The 1,987-nt window shown below is 72.6% G+C and carries 1 protein-coding gene and 1 pseudogene; both read right to left on the bottom strand.

Translation table 11 applies throughout. The annotated features are described in order from the left end of the window. Positions 1–37: 37 nt before the first annotated feature. Complete coding sequence (locus ACFXB5_RS52495) at positions 38–1,126, bottom strand: pectinesterase family protein (RefSeq protein ID WP_385222950.1); 1,089 nt, start codon at positions 1,124–1,126, stop codon at positions 38–40. A 329-nt stretch (positions 1,127–1,455) separates the two neighbouring features. Further along, positions 1,456–1,987, bottom strand: a pseudogene (locus ACFXB5_RS52500) (SWF or SNF family helicase); the annotation flags it as partial.

Below are 1,987 nucleotides of genomic sequence, written 5' to 3' on the forward strand. Positions count from 1 at the left end.
GGGCTCTCACCGGCTCAGGACTCCGGCTGCCGACCGCTCAGGACGACGGCTGCCAGCCGCCGAGCCAGTCGGCGATCTCGTAGTCCGCGGCCTGGGCGTCGGTCAGCTGCGGACGGTCCGTGCTCGCCGCACCGGAACCGGCGCCGATGTTCTTGTACTCCGCGAAGCGGTCGTCCTTCCAGGAGAAGCCGCTCATGTCCGTCCACGGTGTGGTCTTGATCGCCGCTGACAGATCCGTATTGCGAACGATCGCCTGCGGATCGAGACTGGCGTCGCCGCCCGCGTGCCAGGGACGGCCGAGATAGAACGACCGGGAGCCGACATCCCCGGTGATGTTGCTGTTGATGAACAGGAAGCCCTTCTTCCCGGCCGCCGTCGAGGGCGCCGCGACATAGCCGCCGGAGCTGCCGTCGTAGCGCTTGACGAGCCGGATCGCCGACTTGCTGATCACGGCGGAGGCCCGGCCGAAGATGAAGTCGACATTCCCCTGGATCCAGGCGTTGTTGACATACACCCGGCCGACCCTGTCCTTGCTCGCGGAGTCCAGCAGCAGGGTGTCCTGGTCCCCGACCGCGCCGATGTTGTCCAGGACGATCTGGTCGCCCGCGGTGCGCAGCGCGACCGCCTGCTTGTCGGTGATGCTGGTGTTGCCCTCGTTGAAGTCGTTCACGAACTGCAGATTGCGGGCCTGGAAGTCATCGGCCTCGATGGCCACGGTCGCGCTGCCGCTGGTGCCGTAGGTGCCTCCGCCGGGCTTGGGGGTGCCGGAGGCGTTGTTGTAGACGATCGTCACGTCGTTCTTGCTGCTCGTGGTGCCCACCAGCCGGATGTGCGGCTTGTTGGCGGGGACCTTCACCGTCTCGCGGTACGTACCGGGCTTGATGGAGATGGTGACGGCGGACGGGTTGTTCGCCGGCACCGCGTCGACGGCCGCCTGCACGGTGGTGTAGGTGCCGCTGCCATCCTTGGCCACCACGATGGTGGCCGCCGCGGCCGTCGGCGAGTCGGCCGTGGGCGTGGCGGCGTGGGCCGGGGCGACGGCGAGCCCGACGCCGGTGGCCAGGGCCAGGGAGCCGATGAGCGGAGCGGGGCGGCGGCGCCGGGGGCGCCGTGGACTGAGGGTCATGGTCGGTGACTCCGTCCCGTGGAGGCGTGCCGAGGGGGTTGACGCCTTACGGTCTCCACGGCCCACCCAAAGGTTGCCGCCCGGCTGCCTTCGGCGTTGCTGGTTCTTCGGCCCGCTTGGACCTTGGGTCCGCTTGGACCTTCGGGCCGCTTGGACCTTCGGGTCGTCTGGACCTTCCACCCGCGTGGATCCTCAGGCCGCCTGGACTTTCCGCCCGTCTCGTCCCGTCTCGTCCGCGGGCACCGCGGTGCCGTCGGGATGGTGCGCCCTTCCTGGCCCTGGCCCGAGGCCGATGGCGGACGGGATACCGCCACCGGCCGTGCGCCGCGTCAGCCGTCGGAGCCGGGCATCGCCAGCGCCGCCGCCGGGTCGTGTCCGGCCGGGCCCGAGGGCCACCAACGACCGCGTTCCCTGCGGTACGGCCACCAGCGCCCGTCCTGGCCGTAGCGCACCTGGAGATCGGCGCCCACCACCGTCCAGCGGTTCGCCGTGGCGCGCAGCCGGGGTGCCCGCTCGTCCCCCTCCCAGGCGGCCGCGAGCTGGGCGCGGGCCCGCGCGAGGGCCTCCACGTCCGGCGTCCACTCCTCCTCCAGCACGGTGAGCGCGGCGGCCCCGCCGTGCTCCCAGGCGCGGACGGCCCGCGCCAGATCGGCGCGGTCGCGCCCGCAGCCCGTCGCGAGCCGGGCGGCGATCGGGGCCGGGGGACCGGCAGCGGTCAGTCGCACCGTGTCCTGCCAGACCGTCAACGCGGCCGGGACCGGGGTGGTGGCGTGGCCGGGCGCGAGCGCCCCGGCCCGCAACCCCAGGGCGCGGAGCCCGGGGGCGGCCCCCAGGAACAGCCCCACGGCGCCAAACAAACCC

Source organism: Streptomyces sp. NPDC059455 (assembly GCF_042750115.1).
In the GTDB taxonomy this organism is placed as follows: domain Bacteria; phylum Actinomycetota; class Actinomycetes; order Streptomycetales; family Streptomycetaceae; genus Streptomyces; species Streptomyces endocoffeicus.